Below are 20353 nucleotides of genomic sequence, written 5' to 3'. Positions count from 1 at the left end.
CGAAGCTCTGGGCGCCCCGCGCCCCTGAGGGGCGCGGGGAACTGCGCGACCAGCCACATCAGGCCCGCAGCCTTCGTACCGCCCAACCCGCGGAGCGCCACGCGGAGATCAACGGGGCTATTCGAGGAGCTCCGCGTACGAGCCCATGGCAAGGGCGATATCCGCCTGGGCCCAGAACCGGTGATACGTGAACGAGGGCGCGGCCCCGCCCGCCAGATACGCCTCGATCTTCGACCAGGCCGGATCGTCCTCGTAGAACGAGCGGATCGAGTCGAAGGTCGACGACGAGTTGATCGTGTCGCCGTTCGGCATCTTGCCGCTCCAGCCGCTCGGGACGTACACGCCGTCGTCGAAGCGGTTGTAGTCGGCGCGGGTCTCCGGGACAGCGATGCCCAGCGCGTCCTGGTTGTTCTCCCACATGCCGTCGAGCAGCGCCTTGGCCGTGGTTCCGGCCTGCGTGTCACCGGAGCGGTCGGCGTAGTACGTCAGGGTCTTGGCGTACGCGGCCGCCACGCCGACGTCGTCCGTGTAGTCGGCGACGGTGACGTGAAGTCCCGTATTGGCGCCGGGACTTGACGCGTTCCAGGTGTCGGGCTTGCCTGACCACCGGAGCGTGTTCGGGATGCGGAAGGATCCGTCCGGGTTGACCGTGGTGTTGGCCAGTGCCCAGTCGACCCACTTGTCGAGGACGACCTTGGCATCGGCGTCACCCGTCTGCTGGTAGTACTCGGCGACCCGCTCCATCGACCACGCCTGGAAGCCGAACCACTGGTTGGACGGCGGGTCGTGGTAGACGGGCTTCTCGTCGTAGAACATGCCGTAGAAGGTCGGCGTCCCGGAAGGCGGCGTCGCGTAACGCCCCTGCCAGCTGTTGGTCGCGCCGCCCGCGATGGCCCCCTCACTGGACTGCAGCCAGCGGTAGAACTCCAGCTGCCGGTCGAGGGACTTCGCCCAGTCCGCCTGCCCTGTCGCCGACTTGGGCTTCAGGTCGGGGTACGAGCTGAGCGCGTACGCGGCGAGCGGGTTCTGGTAGCCGCCGTGGGTGTGGCTGGAGCCGATGCGCCAGGCCCAGCCCGCCGCGGTGTCGGTGGCGCCGCCCCACGCGTAGTACCAGTTCAGCAGGTAGTGCGAGGCGTCCTTGCCGGTGCCGGCCGGGCAGGTCGACGGCCCCACGCAGTTGCCGATCTTCTTGAAGTACTTGTCGTACATGGAGTAGCGGAGATAGTCGCCCATCTTCGCGGCCTTGCCGACGGTCGCCGTGACGGCGGAGCCGTTGCCCTGCTGCTTGGCCCAGATGTCGGCCCAGTACGCGGCCTGCACGGCCCGTGCGTCGGCGTCGGGGGCGTTGGTGAACTTCCACTGCTTGGCGTACGAGGCGTCCTTGGTGAACAGGTCCAAGTACCCGTTCGTGCCGCCGTACTTGAAGGCGTCGCACGTCGGCTGCGGCACTGTCTCCCACACCGACTCCTGCGATCCGCGCTGGAAGGTGTTGATGTACGAGGGACCGGTGTCCGTCGGACCCGCCTCGCACTTGCCGGGCGAATTGCCGTACCCGTAGACGTTGTCGACGTCCTGCAGCCAGTGCATGCCGTAGATGTCGTCCGTGCCGTACGCGCTCTTCAGCTCGGCGGCGATCGGATCGGAGCCGACCGACACACCGCTGTCGAGCTGCGCCGGATACTCGTTCGGGGTGTCGTGCTCGGGCGCGTACGTCGCCGGCTTCGAGGCGTTGTAGAAGGAGTTCGTCGGCTGGTCGGCCTTCGTGGGGATCATGAACTTCTCCATGATCTCCCAGGCGCCGTTGAACCTGGACCAGTCGCCCGTCACCTTGCCGTACATGGCCTGGAGCCACAGCAGATAGCTGTACGCCTCCGACGTCGTCTCATGGCCGTGGTCGGGCGCCTCGACGATCAGCGTCTCCACCGAGTGGTACGGGATGCCCTCGGGGGAGAAGTAGCCGTTCGCCGGGTTGGTGATCTTCCCGTAGAGCTCCAGGAAGCGGGCGTCGTACTCCTTCGACGCGGCGAGCTGCGTGACGGTGACCGCGGCCTTCGCGTGCCCGGTGGCCGTCGACTCGAAGGTCGCCGAACCGGTGCCCGAGGCAGCGGCGGTGACCGTCACCTTCTGGGCGGTGTTCCAGTTCGACGGCGTGAAGGTGAGCGACGCCCCGCCGGTGACGGACAGGCCCGTGTTGCCACTCGCCCGAGCGGTCGCCACGGTCACGTTCGCCGACGGCTGGGTCGAGAGCTTCACGTCGTACGTGCCCGACTTGCCCTGCTGGACGCCGAGTTGGGTCGGCGAGACCACCACGGCGGGACCCGAGGCGACCGTGATGCCGACCGGTGTGGACTCCGCCGACGCGCCCAGGCTGTCGTACGCCTTCGCGAGCAGCGAATGACTGCCCACGGTCAAGCCAGAAGCCGAGAGCGTGTACGGCGAGCTGGTGTCGGTGCCCAGCAGCGTCGTGTCGTCGTAGAACTCGACCTTGCTGATCGTGGCGTTGTCCGCGGCCGCGGCGGTCGCGGCGAGCGGTACGGCATCGCCCTGGGAGTAGACGGCGCCCGCGGCGGGGCTGGTCAGCACGGTGATCGGCGGCTGGTGGGCGCCGGTGCAGGCCGTGCCGTTGATCGCGAAGGAGGTGGGCGCGGCGTTGGTGCCGCTGTACGTGAACTGGGCGCCGGTCGTCACCGCGGCACCCACCGCGATCGTCCCGTTCCAGGACGCGTTCCTCGCGGTGACCGTCTTACCGGCCTGCGACCACGTACCGTTCCAGCCGCTGCTGAGCTGCTGGTTGCCGGCGTAGTCGTACGTCAGGGCCCAGCCGCTGATCGCCTCCGTGCCGCGGTTGGTGAGGGTGAGCTCGGCGGTGAAGCCGGAGCCCCAGTCGTTCGTCTTGTAGTCGACGCTGCACTGGACGGCCGCCGCCTGAGCGGGGGTCACGCCGGTCGCCAGTGTGGTCAACGGAAGGGCGAGGGCCGCCACCACGGCGGTCCACATTCGCCGCGCGAGGCGGCGTCCGGGTCTGGGTGCCATGTTCTGGTTCCTCTCCATGCGGCTCGGAGATGGGGGGAGGGGCAACAAGCCTTGAACCAGTGGGAGCGCTCCCATAGTGGGGATGAGGGGCGAAGGGGTCAAGGTGCTTGAAGAGTCGAAATGATTCGATAGATCAAGAGTGCAACTCCTCTGTCCTTTGCCAACACTTGGCGCTACCTTCTTCGGCACCAGTGGGAGCGGTTCCATCAGTCGACACGTCCGTCACGACGCGTCAGAACTGCAAGGAGTCGCTCATGCGACACCCCCCGCGTTTACCTCTTTTATGCGCCGGCGCCGCGGATCTTTGTCATGAACACCGCGAGCGTGTCGGTCGCGTCACGGGTTCGGGAGTCGCGCCCGCCTGCCCGGTGGAGTGCTCCGAGCTCACCCTCATCCCCCATGGCGACGGCACTCCCATGCCGTCGTACGGCATCGGGCTGCGCGATCGTCCGCGCTCCCTCGACGGATAGGACACCCCGCACATGAGCCGTACCAGAACAGCAATCCTCGCGGCGTTGGCGCTGGTCGCCGGCACCGCGGGCGCCGCCGTCGCGGCGATACCCCCGGACGCCGGCGTGGCCGCCGTCCCCTGCACCGTCGACTACAAGGTGCAGAACCAGTGGGACTCCGGCTTCACCGCCGCGGTCACCGTCACCAACAACAGCGCGGCCAAGTCGAGTTGGGCCGTGAAGTGGTCGTACGCCGGCAACCAGAAGATCACCAGCGGCTGGAACGCGAAGCTCAGCCAGAGCGGCACCGCTGCCACCGCGGCCAACGAGAGCTACAACGGCACGCTGGGGACCGGGAGTTCGGTCAGCTTCGGCTTCAACGGCACCTACAGCGGCACCAACGCGCTGCCCACCACCTTCACCCTCGACGGCGTGACCTGCAACGTCGACGACGGTGGCAGCGGCCCCGGACCCACGGACCCGCCGCTCCCGGGCGCCAAGGTCGACAACCCGTACGCGGGCGCCAAGGTGTACGTGAACCCGGAGTGGAAGTCGAAGGCCACCGCGGAAACCGGGGGCAGCCGGATCGCCAACCAGCCGACGGGCGTGTGGCTCGACCGGACCGCCGCCATCAACGGCGTGAACGGCGGCATGGGCCTGCGCGCCCACCTGGACGCGGCGCTGGCGCAGAAGGGCTCCGACGAACTGGTCGTCCAGCTCGTCATCTACAACCTGCCCGGCCGTGACTGCGCGGCCCTCGCCTCCAACGGCGAGCTCGGTGCGACGGAGATCGACAAGTACAAGACCCAGTACATCGACCCGATCGCCGCGATCCTCGCCGACAGCAAGTACGCGGGGCTGCGGATCGTCACGACCGTCGAGATCGACTCGCTGCCGAACCTCGTCACGAACGTCTCACCCCGTGCCACCGCCACCGCGAACTGCGACACGATGAAGGCGAACGGCAACTACATCAAGGGCGTCGGCTACGCGCTGAACAAGCTCGGCGACGCGCCCAACGTCTACAACTACGTGGATGCCGGACACCACGGCTGGCTCGGCTGGGACGACAACTTCGCGCCCTCCGCCGCCCTGTTCAAGGAGGCCGCCACCGCCGAGGGCGCGACCATCGCCGATGTGCACGGTTTCATCGTCAACACCGCCAACTACAGCGCCCTCAAGGAGAACCACTTCACGGTCAACGACTCCGTGGGCGGTACCTCGGTCCGTACGTCGAAGTGGATCGACTGGAACCGGTACGTCGACGAGCAGTCCTACGCGCAGGCCATGCGCAACCAGCTGGTCTCGATCGGCTTCCCCTCCGGGCTCGGCATGCTGATCGACACCTCCCGCAACGGATGGGGCGGCACGGCCCGGCCCACCGGTCCCGGGGCGACGACCAACGTGGACACCTACATCGACGGAGGCCGCTTCGACCGGCGCCTCAACACCGGCAACTGGTGCAACCAGTCGGGCGCCGGCCTCGGCGAACGGCCGCAGGCGTCGCCGGCCGCCGGCATCGACGCGTACGTGTGGATGAAGCCGCCGGGTGAGTCGGACGGGTCGAGCACCGCCATCCCGAACGACGAGGGCAAGGGCTTCGACCGAATGTGCGACCCGACGTACACCGGCAACCCGCGGAACAACAACAACATGTCGGGCGCGCTGCCGAACGCGCCGCTGTCCGGGCACTGGTTCTCTGCGCAGTTCCAGGAGCTCATGAAGAACGCGTACCCGGCGTTGTGACCTTCCGCCGGCGCGGGGTCACCTGAGCTGATTGTTCGTCTGCGGGCCGAGTTCGGCTGGTCGCGCAGTTCCCCGCGCCCCTAAAAGATGCGCAGTTCCTCGCGCCCCTGGAGGATGCGCCGTTCCCCGCGCCCCTTTTGGGGCGTGGGGAACTCTTTGCTGTTTCGGCAATGCCAGTAGCTGTTTTGGGGAGGTGGTAGCACGCTGGCCGTATCCCGGACGAGAGGCTTGGAGCCATGGCACACGACCACGGACAGCACGACGAACACGGTCACACCCACACCCACATCGACTTCGCCGACATGCTTCCGATGCTGGAGCAGGAGGCCGAGCTGTTCACGCCGCTCTACGCGGAGGTGGCGGGCTGGCTGCGGGAGCGGCAGCCGGAGCCCGAGATGATCGTGGACGCGGGCAGCGGTCCGGGTGTCATCTCCTGTCTGCTCGCCGACACGTTTCCCAAGGCGCGGGTCGTCGCCGTGGACGGTGCCGGGCCCCTGCTGGAGGCGGCCCTCGCTCGTGCGGCCCGCCTCGGGATCGCCGACCGCTTCAGCACGCTGGAAGCCGAACTCGGCGACGGGCTGGGCGACTTGGAGTACCCGGCCGATCTTCTCTGGGCCAGCCGGTCCCTGCACCACGTCGGCGACCAGCGGGCCGCCCTCGCCGGATTCGCCGAGCGGCTCGCGCCCGGCGGGACCCTCGCCCTGCTGGAGGGCGGCCTGCCCTCGCGCTACCTTCCGCGCGACATCGGCATCGGCCGGCCCGGTCTGCAGCCCCGGATGGACGCGGTCGAGCAGGAGTGGTTCACGCGGATGCGGCGCGAGTTGCCGGACGCGGTCGAGGAGACCGAGGACTGGGCCGGTCTGCTGACGGCCGTCGGCCTGCGGCATACGGCGACCCGCACGTTCCTGCTCGATCTGCCCGCGCCTCTGTCGGAGGAGGGCCGCGCCTTCGTCGCCACCAGCCTCGTCCATCGCAGGACCGGGCTTGCGGAGGGCCTTGAGGCCGATGATCTCGCTGTGCTCGACCGGCTTCTGGACGCGGACGACAAGGAGAGCGTGTTCCAGCGGCCGGATGTGTTCGTGCTTGCCGCGATGACCGTGTATGTCGGGGTGAAGGCCTAGCACTTCGCGCGCACCTGCCTGGGTGTGTTGACATCGAGTGCTCTCCAAGTGATGGACTCCGGGCACTTCGTGACGGACACGACTTGGGGGAACGTATGACTGACTCACCAGTGGCGCTGATCACCGGCGGCGGCAGCGGCATCGGCGCGGCGGTGGCGCGGCAACTGCTCGACGCCGGGCACCGGGTGACGGTGACGGGGCGCGGGGAGGAACGGCTGCGCGGGTTCGCCGAACAACTCGGCAAGCCCGAGGGGCTGTTGACGATCAGGGGCGACGCGGCCGACTACGACCACGTCCGGGCGGCCGTCGAGGCGACGGTGAAGGAGTTCGGACGGCTCGACACCGTCGTCGCCAACGCCGGGTACGCCACGCACGACACCGTCGCCGAGGGCGATCCGGCCGGGTGGCGGGACATGGTGCTGACCAATGTGCTCGGCCCCGCGCTGCTCGTCCGGGCGTCGATCGAGCAGCTGAAGGAGACGCGGGGGCGGATCGTGCTCGTCGGCAGCGTCGCGGGCCACATCCACGGGCCCGGCAACATCTACGGGGCGACGAAGTGGGCCGTGACCGGGCTCGCCGAGAACACCCGGCGGCAGGTCACCGAGTACGGCGTGGGCGTGACCCTGATCTCGCCCGGCCGCGTGGAGACACCGTTCTGGGACAACTACGGCAGCCTGCCGCCCGGGCATCTGCTCACCTCGGACCAGCTCGCGGAGTCGGTCGTCTGGGCGATCCGGCAGCCGAGCGGGGTGGACGTGAACACCGTCGTCGTGCGGCCGATCGGCCAGCCGGTCTGAGCAGCCGCTCCGAGCCGGTCCCATCCGGTCCGAGGCGGGGGAGTTGAGAGGCCGGTCCGGCCGCGGCAGGATCCGCGGCCGGACCGGCCTCCGTCAGCTCACCGGTTCATCAGCTCACCGGTACGACGGTTCGTCGCTTCTCGGTTGTGCTCGTCTCAGTTGTCCTCGAGGAACTGCTCCGCCAGTGCCTCGCCGAGGGACGACGCCGCTTCCTGGTCCTCGATGGGGGAGACCCGGGAGTCGGTGAAGACGATGTACGTCACTCCCGAGGCCGCGCCGCCGGTCGCCGGGTCGGGATTGATGCCGAGAGCCCGCGCGGTGGCGTACGAGGCCTCGCCGATGATCTTCGTGGGGCCGGTGTCGCCGACGACCGCGTACTGGATCTCGTCGCCGTGGATCACCGCCGCCACGCTGCCGCCCCTGATGCCGGAGCTCGCGTAGTTCCAGATGCCGCTGGGGCCGGGCACCACGATGTACGGGAGGTCCTCGGAGTTCAGCGGTCTGCCGTCGGACTGGTGGAAGGCCGTCTGGTCCTGGAACCACGGATCGGTGCGCTTGTTGCACTCGGCGGTGACCTGGCCGTCGCAGTCGATGTCCATGTCGGCCTTCCAGAAGACCGCGCCGTTCATGCCGCAGACGGGGACGGTGGCGGGCGCCCCCACGTCGAGGCTGTACCTGCCGTTCGAGATCTGCGAGCAGGACGTCATCTCGGCGAGCAGGTCGGCGGCGGTGACCGTGCCCTCCCGAGCCTGTACGGGGGCGGCGCCTGCCGGGAGGGCCGCGGCGGCGAGCAGTGCGGTGCCTACGGCTGCGGCGGCGAGGGTCAGTGTTCGAGTGCGCACTGTGGGAGGACCCTTCTGGGCCTTGGGGACGTCACGCGGCGGGGCGACGTGCGTCCGACGTGTAGGGGGACATCGACGGGGACATATGTGTGTTCGCTGAACGGGTACTCGGGCGAGCCTGACCGATCCCCCTCCCATCGGCGAGGATGCCGCGCCTTGTCTCACCCGCCCGCCGCATCCACGACACCGTGTCGGCAGAGCCCCGCCCGCCCGCGGCCCGATGGCCGGGAGGCCGGGCTGCCAGGAGGCCCCGAACACATGACGAAGCCGCCGCCCGAGCTTGTCGGGCGACGGCGTCCGGTGCCGCGGGTCCTGCGACCGTACGGTCAGTCGTTGACGTTCGCCGGGTCCGAGCCGACGCGGCGGTCCTCGTTGAGCGCGCTGATCGCGGCGATGTCCTCGGTGTCGAGGGAGAAGTCGAAGACGTCGATGTTCTCCTTGATCCGGGACGGGGTCACGGACTTGGGGATCACCACGTTCCCGAGCTGGAGGTGCCAGCGCAGGACGATCTGGGCCGGCGTGCGGTTGTGCTTCTGGGCGATGGCCACGATCGCCGGGACCTCCAGCAGGCCCTTGCCCGAACCGAGCGGGGACCAGGCCTCCGTGGCGATGCCCTGCTCCGCGTGGTACTCGCGGGACGCGTGCTGCTGGAGGTGCGGGTGCAGCTCGATCTGGTTGACGGCCGGAATGACGGACGTCGCCTCGATCAGCTTCTCCAGGTGCTCCGGAAGGAAGTTGGAGACACCGATCGACTTGGCGCGGCCGTCCGCGTAGAGCTTCTCGAAGGCCTTGAACGTGTCGATGTACTTCCCCTTGGCCGGCATCGGCCAGTGGATGAGGTACAGGTCGACGTGGTCGAGGCCGAGCTTCTCCAGGGAGGCGTCGAAGGCGCGCAGCGTCGAGTCGTAACCCTGCTCGGCGTTCCAGAGCTTGGTGGTGACGAAGAGATCCTTGCGGGCGACGCCGGAGGCGGCGATGCCCCTGCCGGTGCCCTTTTCGTTGCCGTAGATCGCCGCGGTGTCGATGCTGCGGTACCCGGCCTCCAGCGCGGTGGCGACCGCCCGCTCCGCCTCGTCGTCCGGCACCTGCCAGACCCCGAAGCCCAGCTGGGGCATCTCGACGCCGTTGTTCAGGATGATCGGGGGGACCTTGCTCACGAGCTCTCGATCCTTCAGTCGTCGGGTGGTACTCCCATCGTCAACGATCACGGGCCGTCGTGCATTCCTGTCCCGTTTTTCGGTCCCGTGCCTGCGCCGAGCGAATCGGAGATTGGCCGGAAACCTACCCGGGTCCACAGGTCCGAACCATTGACCGCGTCCTGTCATTACGGGGACTCTTCTGCATGTTGGTGAACGGGGTGCACGTATGTGAACTCAGATACTCGACGACGAGAATGAGAGACCCATGACCCCCACACGAAGGAACCTGCTCGGCGCGGCACTGGGCGGCGTGGCCGCCGCGGCCGTCGGTCCACCCGCCCTCGCGGCCCCCGCCGCGTCCTGGCAGCTGAAGTGGTCCCCGTCGGCGCGCACCAACGGGCTCGGCGCCTTCGAGACCCTGGAGGACGACCGCGCGGACTCGCACCCCGCGGCCTCCCCGCACATCTACGCCACGGGCGACAACTGGCGGTTCAACATGCACACCGTCGACCGCGACACGTCGACGGACCGTCAGCGACACGAGGTCACCGGCCTGCGCAACGGCTCCGGCAGCAACTACCTCAAGTGGACCGAGGGCCAGACCTGGCGGGTGACGTACTCGATGTACATCCCCAGCTCCCTGAAGGCGACCACCACCTTCACCCACATCATGCAGATGAAGCAGCCCGGCACCGGCAGCTCGCCGATCGTCGTGCAGTCGCTCCGGCGGGTGGACGGGGTGCAGACCATCGAGCTGAAGCTGTTCGAGGAGGACATCCTCGTCGGCCGCACGAACCTCGAACCCCTGCACAACAAGTGGATCGACGTCGACTTCCAGATCAAGGTCGGCAACGGCTCGGCCGGTTCGGTCCGCTGGATCCTGAAGAACGGCTCGACGACGGTCGTCGACGCGTCGCGCACGGGCGTGGACACGTTTCTGGCCGACCGCGTACGCCCCAAGTGGGGCATCTACCGCTCCCTCGGCGACACCTCCGGCTCCCTCCAGGACTGCTATCTGCTGCTCTCGAACATGCGGGGTTACCAGCTGGTGTGAGCCGTTCCCGCGGGCCGCCGGCGTGATCTGCCGTCGGTGGCCCGCGTGGCCGTCAGCCCGCGGTCGTGCCCAGGTACGCGTCCCTCACCCGCCGGTCGGCGTGGACCTCGGCGGGGGTGCCCTCGGCGAGGACGCGGCCCAGGTCGAGTACGACGATCCGGGCGGACAGTTCCATGACGAAGGCGACGTTGTGCTCGACGAGGAGGACGGCGCAGCCCTCCTCCTCGGAGAGCCGTCGGATGACGGACGACAGGTGACGGCGTTCGTCGGCCGTCATCCCGGACGCGGGTTCGTCCAGCAGCAGCACCCTGGGCGGGTCCGCGACCGCTCGCGCCAGCTCGACCATGCGGGCCCGGCCGACCGGCAGGGCTCCGGCGTAGGTCTCACCGAGGTCGTCGAGTCCGCAGGTGCGCAGGACGGTGGCCGCCCGGGCGCGGCGGTCCCGCTCGTACGTACGCCGTGTCGGGGACGCCAGCAGATCGGCCGCGAGTCCGCCTCCGCCGCCGCGCCACTCCTGGGCCACCACCAGGTTGTCGGCCACGGTGAGCTGGCCGAACAGCTGCTGCCGCTGGAAGGTGCGGCGCATTCCGCGGCGGGCGCGCCATACGGGGGAGCGGCGGGTGATGTCCGTTCCGTCGAGGTGGACACGGCCCTCGTCGGGGCGCCGGATGCCGGAGAGCACGTCGAAGAGGGTCGTCTTTCCGGCACCGTTGGGGCCGATGAGGCCGCAGATCTCCCCGGGCCGGAGAGTGAGGCTCACGTCGTCGAGTGCCCGGATCCCGCCGAAGCGGACGCCGATGCGGGTGGCCCGGAGGGCGGGGGGTGCGGGGGACACGGGGGGTACGGAGAGCGCGGGGGTGCTGCTCATGGCCGGACGCCTCCCCGGGTCTGGGACGGGATGGTCGGATTAGTGGGGGACGTGGGGGCCGACCCGGGGCCGGGCTCGGCCTCGGGGGCGGGACTGGGTCCGGGGTCGCGACCGGTTTCGGCCTCGTCCTCGGTCTCGGAACCCGCGTCGGGGCCGGTTCCGGGACCCGTGTCCGCTTCGGGGGTGGCCGCCAGGCCCAGATACGCCTCCGTCAGACGGGCCGTCTCCACGGACGCCCGGGGACCGCACCACGTCACCCGCCCCTGCGCGAGGTACGCGACCGTGTCCGCGACACCCAGCGCCTCGGTCGCCTTCTCCTCGACCAGGAGCAACGCCGTTCCGGTGTCGCGGAGTTCGGTGAGGAGGCGGAACACCTCCTCGACGACGCGCGGGGCGAGGCCGAGTGACGGTTCGTCCGCGATCAGGACCTTCGGGGGGCGTTGGAGGAGCGGCGCGAGGGCGAGCATCTGCTGTTCGCCGCCGGAGAGGGAACCGGCGGGCACGCCACGTCGTCCGGCGAGGCCGGGGAACCGTTCGTACACGGCCTCGCGCTGGTCCTTCTCGCGCAGATACAGGGCGAGGTTCTCCTCGATGGTGAGCGCCGGGAAGATGCCCCGCCCCTCCGGTGCCAGGACCACCCCGGCGCGCGACCGGCGTACGGCTCCCTCACGGGTGGCGTCGCGACCGGCCACGTACACCTGGCCGCCGAGCGGACCGACCAGGCCCGCCGCGACACGGCACGTCGTCGATTTCCCGGCCCCGTTCGGGCCGAGGAGCGCGACGATCTCGCCCGGGCGTACGGCCAGGTCCACTCCGTGCAGGACGGGCGCGCCGTCGTATCCGGCACGGACGGCGCGGAGTTCGAGGGCGGGCGGTTCGGCGGGGGAGGAGGATGCCGTCGCCGGGGCACCGGTTTGGGCGACACCGACCGGACGCCCACTCGGCGCACCCGGCGTGTCGGCCGGACCGCCGCTCGCAGCCCGAGAGGCGCCGGACGTGTCGGCCGAACCCCGGCCCGGCGCCCGGGACGCGTCGGCAGGGCTCCCGCCCGGCGCCCCGGACACCTCGGCCCGGTTGCCGCTCCCCGTCTCGACCGGGCCGCCCGTCACGCCGGTCCCCACTTCGGGCTCGGCGCCCGTCACGCCACTCGTCGGCCGGGACTTCGCCCCGGCCACGGCCATCGCGCCCGCCTCTGACCCTGCCCCGGCCCCAGCCGGGCCCCCACGCGCCAACCGCCTCCGATGCACCCGCACCGACACCGCCGCGCAGTACCCGTCCGGGTCGTTCGCCAGCGCCAGCCCCGCCAGGCCGAAGAGGATCACGGGGAGGTGGACGGACTCGGTGACGTAGTCGGAGACGAGGTGCGGTACGAGGGCGTAGACGAGCCCGGCCACGACAGCGAACTGCGGGCGGCGCAGGCCCGCCGCGACCACCACCGCGAGCCAGATCAGTCCCGTCATGGCGGTGAAGTCGGTAGCGGTGACACGGGTGTTGTAGGACGCGTACATCACGCCGCCGAAGCCCGCGAGCCCGGCCGACAGGGTGAACAGCACCAGCTTGGTGCGGACGACCGACACCCCGGAAGCCATCGCCGCCGCCGGCGCCGAGCGCACCGCGAGCATGGCCCGCCCGGACGGCGAGCCGCGCAGTGCGCTGAGCGCGGCAACGGAGGCGGTGACCAGTACGAGCAGTGCGACACCGAACGCCCGGTCGTCGTTCAGATCCACCGGCCCGAACACCGGCCGAGGAATCGACCAACCCGTGTCACCGTTCCTCAACCAGCCGATCTGGAAAAGGACCTGGTCCGCCAGGAAGGCGAGCGCGAGGGTCGCGAGGGCGAGCGAACGGCCGCCGAGCCGCAGCGCCGGAAGCGCCACCAGGGCACCGAGTACGGCCGCCGCACACGTACCCACGGCGGCCGCGGCCACGAAAGGCCAGCCATGACTCATCAGCAGCCCCGCCACCAGCGCCGCCCCGGTCACGAAGGTCGCCTGAGCCAGCGACACCATCGCGCCGAGCCCCGTCACCACCGTGAAGGAGACGAACACCAGGGACAGGGCGAGCCCTTGGGCGAGGATGCCGCTCCAGAACGGGGTCGTCACCGTGTAGAAGGCCACGGCGAGCAGCACGGCGGCCGCCGCCCACGGTCCCCACCGCCGAAGCCGGGACCGGCCCGCCAGATAGTCGACCGGTGGCGCGTCCACGGCCGCCGTCCCCGCCGTACGGCTGCGCCTGGTCAGCAGGAGCAGGCCGGCGAAGAGGATCAGGAACGGTACGGCGGTGCGGAATCCGGTGATCCGCTCGGCGAAACCCGCGTACCCGGCGACCAGGTTCTGCAGCACGCCGAGCCCGAGCCCGCCCGCGAACGCCAACGGGATGGAGACGAAGCGGCCGAGTACCGCCGCGGTCGCCGAGACGAAGAGGAAGAGCGTGAAGTCGTGGGCCGACAGGCCGAGCAGAGGGGTGGCCAGGACGCCCGCCAGGCCCGCGAGTCCCGACGACAGCATCCATGCGATCGACGACAGCCGGTCCGCGCTCAGCCCGCGCAGCTCGACCAGCGAACGGTCGTCGACGGCCGCCCGGAGCTTCAGCCCCAGCGGGGTGTGCCGCATCAGGACCCAGAGTCCGACGGCCACCAGCGCCGTCGCCACCCAGGTGATCAACTGGTCCGAGTCGATCCCCACGCCGTCCGTCAGCTGCCAGGACTTGGCCGGACTCGGCCCGACACCGGGCAGCCCGAACTGGTTCTCGGCCGGTTTCACCGACGCGCCCGCGTCCTCCAGGAGCTCGACGATCCACAGCCCGAGCGCGGGCAGCGCCACCAACAGCCCGATGGTGGCGACGATCTGGGCCGTCTCACCGACCCGTGCCAGCTTGCGGAACATCAGCCGGTCGAGACCCCAGCCCAGCGCGGGCGCCGCCACACATACCAGGAGCACGGCCGTCGGCACGGCGGGCCAGCCGAAGCCCGAGTGCAGCTCGTAGAAGGCGAGCGCACACAGGTAGGCGGTCGCGCCGTGCGCGAAGTTGAAGAGGCCCGAGGCCGAGTAGGAGAGCACGAGACCGGTGGCGAGCAGCGCGTACAGCGCACCCGACACCAGTCCGCTCAGTACGAATCCGAGAAGGTCCGCCATGCCGAGTCCCCAAATCCCCAAATCCCCGAGTCGTCAAGTCACCTTCGGCCGCGCCTACTTGAAGGGGATCGGCGGATAGCACTCGAAGGGCGACGAGACGACGTACTTCCCGTCCTTGAGCTGGACGAGCGCCCCGCAGCCGAACGACTCCTTCTGCCCCTTGGGCTCCGCCCGGTCGCCGACCATCGTGCCGGTGTCCGCGAACCCGTCCGCCGCCTTCTGGAAGGACGCCACCGTCAGGTCCTTGCCGGCCTTCTCGGCGATGGCGAGGAAGAGATCGGCCGACATATAGCCGGTCATCATGTGCATGTTCAGGGGCACGGCCTTGCCGGCCGCCTTCGTGATGTCCTTCTTGAATTGCGTCATCGCCGCGCTGTCCTGCTCGAACGGCTGGAACGACAGCAGGACATGGACCCCGTCGAGCGCCTTCCTCGTCGCGCTCTTCGCGAGCAGCCCTGGGTCGTAGTCGGTCGGATCGGTGAGCACACCGGTGTACCCCGCGCGCTTGATCGCCGTGAACAGGCCGATGTTGTAGGGGGTCTGCATCACGGAGACGACCGCGTCCGGTGCCTTGCCGCCGTTGCTCCGGAGGATCTCCTTCGTGTACGCCGACCAGTCGTTCGGCACGGAGGTCGCGGGCACGGACGGCTTCGCGAAGGTCACCTTGAACCCGGCCGACGCGAAGCTCTGCTTGTACGTGCGGATGGCGAACGTCCCGGCGTCACTGTCGTTGGCGAGGATCGCCACGCTCTTGCCCGCCGAGCCGCCCAGCACCTTCTTGAGCCCCTCGGGCCAGGTCTGCGAGATGGTGCCGCCGGGCATCGGCACCATGCAGCCGCCGAAGCCGTAGATGTACGTCGGCCCGCAGAAGGACGGCAGTGTGCCCCAGCCGAAGGTGGGGACCTTCTGCTTCTGCAGGAAGTCCGCGCCGGAGAACGTCGTCGAACTCATCGGCGCGATCGCGAACACCTTGTCCTGCTGGACGAGTTTGCGTGCCGCCGTGAGGTTCTTGGCCGGATCCTGGCCGTCGTCCTCGGCGCCCAGGTAGTCGATCTTCCGCCCGTTCACACCGCCTTCGGCGTTGGCGCGGTCGAAGCGGGCCCTGGCCCCGAGGTCGGTGTCCTTCTTCGAGTACCCGCTGGCGGTGGTCATCGAGACGATGCCGCCCACCTTGACGGAGGTGTCGGAGACTCCGCGTACGGAGTTCTCGGCCTCCGAACTTCCTGTCGTGGACGCCGAGTTGCAGGCGCTCGCCAGCAGAAGAGCGGTTACGGCCGCAGTGGCGGCGATGGTTCGGATCGGTCGCGACACGGTCGGTCCCCCTCCGTCGGGTGACCGAAATGATCCGTGCGATCTGACGATGCGTCAATATCTGACGCATCGATATGTGATGAACCGTCAGGTCGGTTGGGTGTCGGCTACGGGTTCGTTGTGGCTGGTCGCGCAGTTCCCCGCACCCCTGACGGGGCGCCTACGCCCGATAGAGCGCCTCGACCTCCGCCCCGTACGCGTTCTCGATCGCCTTGCGCTTCAGCTTCAGGGAGGGTGTCAGCAACCCGTGTTCCTCGGTGAACTGGTGGGCCAGTATCCGGAACGTGCGGATCGACTCGGCCTGGGAGACGAGGGTGTTCGCGGCGACCACGGCGCGCCGCACCTCGGTCTCCAGATCGGGGTCCCGGACCAGCTCGGACGCAGTCAGCTGGGGCTTGTCCCGCATCTGCAGCCAGTGTTCGACGGCCTCCCCGTCGAGGGTGACGAGCGCAGCGATGTACGGCCGGTCGTTGCCGACGACGATGCACTGCGCGACCAGCGGATGGTCGCGCACCCGCTCCTCCAGGATCCCCGGCGAGACGCTCTTGCCGCCGGAGGTCACCAGGATCTCCTTCTTGCGCCCGGTGATGGTGAGGTAGCCGTCCTCGTCGAGCGCGCCCAGGTCACCGGTGGCGAGCCAGCCGTCGTGCAGGGTCGCGTCGGTGGCCTTCGGGTCGTTGAGATAGCTCTGGAAGACGTTGGAGCCGCTCAGCCAGATCTCGCCGTCGTCCGCGATGTGCACGGTCGTGCCCGGGATGGGCTGCCCCACGGTGCCGTACCGGGTGCGCTCGGGCGGGTTGGCGGTCGCGGCCGCCGTGGACTCGGTGAGCCCGTACCCCTCGTAGATCTGCACGCCGGCGCCCGCGAAGAACAGGCCGAGCCGCCGGTCCATCGCCGAGCCGCCGGACATCGCGTGCTTCACACGACCGCCCATCGCGGCACGGATCTTGGAGTAGACGAGCTTGTCGAACAGCTGGTGCTGCACCCGGAGTGCCGCCGAGGGCCCGGGGCCGATGCCCCACGCCTTCGCCTCCGCCGCGTCCGCGTAGCGCACGGCCACCTCGACGGCCTTCTCGAACGGGCCCGCCCTGCCCTCCCGCTCCGCCTTCCTGCGTGCCGCGTTGAAGACCTTCTCGAAGATGTACGGCACCGCGAGGAAGAACGTCGGCTGGAACGCGGCCAGATCGGGCAGTAGGGCCGCCGCGTTGAGCTGCGGCTGATGGCCGAACTTGACCCGTCCGCGGATCGCCGCGACCTGCACCATCCGCCCGAAGACGTGCGCGAGCGGCAGGAACAGCAGGGTGGCCGCCTGGTCGCCGCGCTTGGAGTGGAAGAGCGGCTCCCAGCGCTCGGTGACCGTGTCCGACTCGAACATGAAGTTCGCGTGGGAGAGGACGCAGCCCTTGGGGCGGCCGGTCGTTCCGGACGTGTAGATGATCGTCGCCGTCGACTCGGGCGTGACCGCCCGCCGATGCCGGTGCACCACCTCGTCGTCGATGTGGCCACCGGCCTCGTACAGCTCCTGCACCGCGCCCGCGTCCAGCTGCCACAGCTTGTGCAGCGTCGGGAGCCGGTCGATGACCGTGGCGATGGTCATCGCGTGGTCCTCGTGCTCCACCATCGCGGCCGACACCTGCGCGTCGTGCAGCATCCAGAAGACCTGCTCCGCCGACGAGGTGGGGTAGATGGGCACGACCTGCGCGCCGATCGACCACAGCGCGAAGTCGAAGAGGGTCCACTCGTAGCGGGTACGGGACATGATCGCGACCCGGTCGCCGAACCGGATGCCGTGCGCCAGCAAACCCTTGGCCAGCGCCAGGACCTCGTCCCGGAACTCGGCGGACGTCACGTCGCGCCACTGGCCCTCGTCGTCCTTGCGGCCGAGTGCGATGTAGAGCGGATCCTCCTGGGCATGTTCGAACACGGCATCGGCCAGGCCGCCCACCGGCGGTGCCGACGCCAGGGGAGGGTTGGTGAACTCGCGCAATCCCCGCTCCTTGTGGTGCTCCGCAGCGCCGTGAAAGCTACCCCACCATGCTCCTCGGCGGGAGGGGCGCCGAATCGGTGTGAGGGCGGGGGTGCGCACTGGTCAACCGTTGAAATACGGCCACAATGGTTCTGGCCGGGACAGAATCCTTACTCTTCCGTAAGTTTCGGACCCGTAATCTCCACGGAATCTGTACGACCCACTTACGCTGCGGCGCTCCCCTTCAGGGGTGCGGGGCCTGAACCCTCTCCTCCTGGATCGGGCTGTCGAGCGGCGAGGCCCGGTGCGGGCGAGGGGCGCGCACCAGTGCCAGGACCAGGGCACCCGCGAGCGTTCCCGTCACACCCGCCACCACAGCTGCCGTGTTGAGGCCCGAGGCGAAGGCCGCGTGGAGGGTGTGCGAGGAGAAAGTGCCTCGCAGGGCTTCCGCTCCGCCTCCCGCGAGGGTGTGTGCGGCCTCGTGCGGGAGGGTGTCCCGCATCCGGGACGTGACGACCGTGCCGAAGACGGCGACTCCGAGCGCGTACCCGAGCTGCCGGGAGGTGTTGACCGCGCCGCCCGCCATGCCCGCGCGTTCGGGCCGTACGGTGGCCAGCGCGGCGCCCGCGAGCGTCGGCGCCACCAGACCCGTACCGAGGCCCACCAGGACCAGACCCGGCACGAGGACCGTCCAGGTCGTGGCCGCGTCGAGCACGGCCTGGCAGAACATGCCGGCCCCGATGAGCAGCAGCCCGCCGCCGACGGTGATCCGCGCCGGGACGCCGTGCAGCAGCCGCCCGACGAGCACCGACGCCACGACCGAGGCCCCGGTCAGCGGCAGCAGCACGAGCCCGCCCCGCACCGGGCTCATCCCCTGCAGGGTCTGCAGCCAGATCGAGAGATACGGGATCACGCCGAACGCCGCCGCGTTGAAGGCCAGCGCCCCCAGCATCACGCCCACGAACGCAGGCCGGCGCAGCAGCGCGAGATCGAGCAGGGGATGGGCCGCCCGCCGCTCGACGAGGACGAAGCAGAGCAGCGAGAGCGCCGCGAGCCCGTACGACACGACGGTGGGCGTCGACGTCCAGCCGTCCGACCCGGCCCGCACCGTCGCGTACGTCGTCGCCCCCGCGAAGCACGCGAACGTCGCCGTACCCGCCCAGTCGACCCGCATCTCGTGCGGGCCGCGCGACTCGGGCACCACTCGCAGGGTCAGCCACACCGAGGCCACGCTCACCGGCAGGTTGACGAAGAAGATCCACCGCCAGCCGGGCCCCTCGGCGAGCAGCCCGCCGACCAGCGGCCCGACCGCGGCCGCGGAACCGCTCACCGCGCCCCACACACCGAGCGCGGCCGACCGCTGCCGTGCCTGGTACACCGAGCCCAGCAGCGGCAGCGTCGTCGCGAACATCGCGGCCGCGCCCACCCCCTGCACCCCGCGCGCCGCCACCAGCATCCCCGGCCCGGACGCGAGCCCGCACCACAGCGAGGCCGCCGCGAACAGCGCGACACCCACCACATGCACCCGGCGCCGGCCCAGCACGTCGGCCGCCGCACCCGCCGCGAGCAACAGTGCGGCGAGCGCGAGCGCGTACCCGTCGACGACCCACTGCAGATCGCTCAGCGAGGCGTCCAGTGCCCGCGCGATGTCGGGCAGCGCCACGATCACGATCGTCACGTCCAGCAGCAGCATGAACGTGCCCAGACAGACCGCCGTGAGCGGTCCCCATGTACGCATCCTCAACAACTCCTCGTCCCACGGCACGCCTCGTGCGTGCCTCTCCGTGCGTCCCTCGTACGATGAGATGCCGCCGGACGATCCAGGTGATCGGCGACGAAATGACGCCAGATACCGACATGGAAATGCGGTCAACCGATGGAATCCCCCACCTTCGACGCGCTCGACGTGGAGCTCCTCCACGCGCTTGAGATCGACGGACGAGCCCCCTTCAGCCGCATCGCCGCCGTCCTCGGCGTCTCGGACCAGACCGTGGCCCGCCGCTACCGCAGGCTGCTCTCCGAGGGCGGCCTGCGGGTCGTCGCCGTACGCAACAACAGGAAGCTCGGCAGGGAGGACTGGATTCTCCGGCTGCGCTGCGCGCCCGACGGTGCGGAGACCATCGCGAACGCCCTGGCGCGTCGGCCCGACACGGCCTGGATCGGCCTCACCTCGGGCGGTACGGAGGTCGTCTGCATGACCCGGCCCCGTACCGCGGGCGACCAGGACGACCTGCTGCTCGGCAAGCTTCCGCGGACACCGCACATCGTGGAGATCCGGGCCTTCCAGCTGCTGCACACGTTCTTCGGCGGCCCGGTGGGCTGGCTGGTCAAGCACGGGCCGCTCACCGGTGAGCAGGTCGCCGCGTTGCGCCCGGCGCCGGTTCCCGATGCCGGCCCCGCACGGATCACCGCCGAGGACGAGCCGCTGGTCGGCGCCCTCGAACGGGACGGCCGTGCCACCTACCCGGAGCTGCAGCGGGCCACCGGCCGGTCGGAGTCCGCCGTCAAGCGGCGACTCGGTCAACTGCTCGGCTCCGGTGCGCTGTTCGTCGACATCGAGTACGACACCGCCCTTGTCGGGTTCTCCGTCGGGGCCATCCTGTGGATCACGGCGGCGCCGGGGGCGATGGACACGGTGGGCAGTGCGTTGGCCGAGCACGAGGAGATCGCGCACGCGGCGGCGACTGCGGGGCCGTCCAATCTGGTCGCCACGGTTGTCGCGCGGGATACCGCCGCGCTCTATGCGTATGTGAGTGGGAAGCTCGGGCGGCTCGAAGGGGTGCAGCATGTGGAGACCTCGCCGTTTCTTCGGCGGGTCAAGCAGCTGACCTATCAGCAGAGGACGCGGTAGCGCTCCGCGGGGTGCGTTGTGATCTGCGGGTTCGTTGTGGCT

The 20353-nt window shown here is 69.9% G+C and carries 13 protein-coding genes; 5 read left to right on the top strand and 8 right to left on the bottom strand.

The window, feature by feature from the left end; translation table 11 throughout:
• Positions 1–117: 117 nt before the first annotated feature.
• Complete coding sequence (locus tag OG718_RS14100) at positions 118–3033, bottom strand: glycoside hydrolase family 48 protein (protein ID WP_328844290.1); 2916 nt, start codon at positions 3031–3033, stop codon at positions 118–120.
• Positions 3034–3515: 482 nt separating this feature from the next.
• On the opposite strand from OG718_RS14100, the gene OG718_RS14095 reads away from it, so the two are divergent.
• From OG718_RS14095 to OG718_RS14085, 3 genes are all read left to right on the top strand, one after another.
• On the top strand, positions 3516–5228 hold the full coding sequence (locus OG718_RS14095) for a glycoside hydrolase family 6 protein (protein WP_328844289.1): 1713 nt from the start codon (positions 3516–3518) through the stop codon (positions 5226–5228).
• Between the two features lie 236 nt (positions 5229–5464).
• Positions 5465–6349: a class I SAM-dependent methyltransferase gene (locus tag OG718_RS14090; protein ID WP_143640912.1), complete on the top strand. Its 885-nt coding sequence runs from the start codon at positions 5465–5467 to the stop codon at positions 6347–6349.
• A 95-nt stretch (positions 6350–6444) separates the two neighbouring features.
• Positions 6445–7146, top strand: coding sequence for an SDR family oxidoreductase (locus OG718_RS14085; protein ID WP_143640911.1), 702 nt, complete (start codon positions 6445–6447; stop codon positions 7144–7146).
• Between the two features lie 155 nt (positions 7147–7301).
• Here the strand turns inward: OG718_RS14085 and OG718_RS14080 are convergent, their stop codons facing one another.
• Together OG718_RS14080 and OG718_RS14075 are read right to left on the bottom strand one after the other, a co-directional pair.
• A complete protein-coding gene (locus tag OG718_RS14080) occupies positions 7302–7988 on the bottom strand; it encodes a glycoside hydrolase family 75 protein (protein ID WP_186001318.1) in 687 nt (228 codons plus the stop codon).
• Positions 7989–8314: 326 nt separating this feature from the next.
• Positions 8315–9103: an aldo/keto reductase gene (locus tag OG718_RS14075; protein ID WP_143641048.1), complete on the bottom strand. Its 789-nt coding sequence runs from the start codon at positions 9101–9103 to the stop codon at positions 8315–8317.
• Positions 9104–9392: 289 nt separating this feature from the next.
• On the opposite strand from OG718_RS14075, the gene OG718_RS14070 reads away from it, so the two are divergent.
• Positions 9393–10181 carry a heparin lyase I family protein gene (locus OG718_RS14070; RefSeq protein WP_143640909.1) on the top strand — a complete coding sequence of 263 codons (789 nt, stop codon included), beginning with the start codon at positions 9393–9395 and terminating at the stop codon, positions 10179–10181.
• A gap of 52 nt (positions 10182–10233) precedes the next feature.
• Here the strand turns inward: OG718_RS14070 and OG718_RS14065 are convergent, their stop codons facing one another.
• From OG718_RS14065 to OG718_RS14045, 5 genes are all read right to left on the bottom strand, one after another.
• On the bottom strand, positions 10234–11049 hold the full coding sequence (locus OG718_RS14065; protein ID WP_328844288.1) for an ABC transporter ATP-binding protein: 816 nt from the start codon (positions 11047–11049) through the stop codon (positions 10234–10236).
• Positions 11046–14183 (bottom strand): ABC transporter permease subunit, encoded by a 3138-nt coding sequence (locus tag OG718_RS14060; protein WP_328844287.1) that lies wholly within the window; start codon positions 14181–14183, stop codon positions 11046–11048. The genes OG718_RS14065 and OG718_RS14060 overlap by 4 nt, the downstream gene beginning before the upstream one ends.
• A 54-nt stretch (positions 14184–14237) precedes the next feature.
• Positions 14238–15494, bottom strand: coding sequence for an ABC transporter substrate-binding protein (locus OG718_RS14055; RefSeq protein WP_328844286.1), 1257 nt, complete (start codon positions 15492–15494; stop codon positions 14238–14240).
• A 160-nt stretch (positions 15495–15654) separates the two neighbouring features.
• Positions 15655–17481 (bottom strand): AMP-dependent synthetase/ligase, encoded by a 1827-nt coding sequence (locus tag OG718_RS14050; protein WP_306936604.1) that lies wholly within the window; start codon positions 17479–17481, stop codon positions 15655–15657.
• 223 nt (positions 17482–17704) lie between these two features.
• On the bottom strand, positions 17705–19198 hold the full coding sequence (locus OG718_RS14045) for an MFS transporter (RefSeq protein WP_328844285.1): 1494 nt from the start codon (positions 19196–19198) through the stop codon (positions 17705–17707).
• 138 nt (positions 19199–19336) lie between these two features.
• Between OG718_RS14045 and OG718_RS14040 the strand changes: the two genes are divergently transcribed.
• Positions 19337–20311 carry an Lrp/AsnC family transcriptional regulator gene (locus OG718_RS14040; protein WP_143640904.1) on the top strand — a complete coding sequence of 325 codons (975 nt, stop codon included), beginning with the start codon at positions 19337–19339 and terminating at the stop codon, positions 20309–20311.
• Positions 20312–20353 lie beyond the last annotated feature (42 nt).

It is taken from the genome of Streptomyces sp. NBC_00258, from assembly GCF_036182465.1.
Classification (GTDB): domain Bacteria; phylum Actinomycetota; class Actinomycetes; order Streptomycetales; family Streptomycetaceae; genus Streptomyces.
This window is presented reverse-complemented; position numbering and strand designations above follow the sequence as displayed.